We start from the raw sequence: 1,450 nt of genomic DNA, 5'->3' as shown, positions 1-1,450 counted from the left end.
ATTAGTATCATGTCGTAGACCCGAAACCATGTGACCTACCCATGAGCAGGTTGAAGGTGCGGTAAGACGCACTGGAGGACCGAACCAGGGCACGTTGAAAAGTGCTTGGATGACTTGTGGGTAGCGGAGAAATTCCAAACGAACTTGGAGATAGCTGGTTCTCTCCGAAATAGCTTTAGGGCTAGCGTCGACATTAGAGATTCTTGGAGGTAGAGCACTGTTTGGGTGAGGGGTCCATCCCGGATTACCAATCTCAGATAAACTCCGAATGCCAATGAATTATGGTCGGCAGTCAGACTGCGAGTGCTAAGATCCGTAGTCGAAAGGGAAACAGCCCAGACCACCAGCTAAGGTCCCAAAATAATTGTTAAGTGGAAAAGGATGTGGGGTTGCACAGACAACTAGGATGTTAGCTTAGAAGCAGCTATTCATTCAAAGAGTGCGTAATAGCTCACTAGTCGAGTGACCCTGCGCCGAAAATGTACCGGGGCTAAAACAATTTACCGAAGCTGTGGATACCTTTATAGGTATGGTAGGAGAGCGTTCTATGTGTGAAGAAGGTGTACCGTGAGGAGTGCTGGAACGCATAGAAGTGAGAATGCCGGTATGAGTAGCGAAAGACAGGTGAGAATCCTGTCCACCGTAAGACTAAGGTTTCCAGGGGAAGGCTCGTCCGCCCTGGGTTAGTCGGGACCTAAGGAGAGACCGAAAGGTGTATCCGATGGACAACAGGTTGATATTCCTGTACTAGAGTATGTAGTGATGGAGGGACGCAGTAGGCTAACTAAAGCAGACGATTGGAAGAGTCTGTCTAAGCAGTGAGGTGTGAATTGAGTTAAATGCTTAATTCTATAACATTGAGCTGTGATGGGGAGCGAAGTTTAGTAGCGAAGTTAGTGACGTCACACTGCCAAGAAAAGCTTCTAGCGTTTAAACATACTCTACCCGTACCGCAAACCGACACAGGTAGTCGAGGCGAGTAGCCTCAGGTGAGCGAGAGAACTCTCGTTAAGGAACTCGGCAAAATGACCCCGTAACTTCGGGAGAAGGGGTGCTGACTTTAAGTCAGCCGCAGTGAATAGGCCCAAGCAACTGTTTATCAAAAACACAGCTCTCTGCTAAATCGTAAGATGATGTATAGGGGGTGACGCCTGCCCGGTGCTGGAAGGTTAAGAGGAGTGCTTAGCGTAAGCGAAGGTATGAATTGAAGCCCCAGTAAACGGCGGCCGTAACTATAACGGTCCTAAGGTAGCGAAATTCCTTGTCGGGTAAGTTCCGACCCGCACGAAAGGCGTAATGATTTGGGCACTGTCTCAACGAGAGACTCGGTGAAATTTTAGTACCTGTGAAGATGCAGGTTACCCGCGACAGGACGGAAAGACCCCATGGAGCTTTACTGCAGTTTGATATTGAGTGTCTGTACCACATGTACAGGATAGGTAGGAGTCTA

At 48.6% G+C, this 1,450-nt stretch carries 1 rRNA gene; it reads left to right on the top strand.

Going from position 1 to position 1,450, the window contains the following annotated elements:
* Nucleotides 1-1,450: ribosomal RNA gene (locus PCY08_RS09925) — 23S ribosomal RNA — on the top strand; the annotation flags it as partial.

The sequence above is a fragment of the Streptococcus sp. SO4 genome, from assembly GCF_030440055.1.
GTDB classification, from domain to species: Bacteria; Bacillota; Bacilli; order Lactobacillales; family Streptococcaceae; genus Streptococcus; species Streptococcus nidrosiense.
Note: the sequence above shows the minus strand (reverse complement) of the source record. Positions and strands in the feature narration are given on the sequence as shown.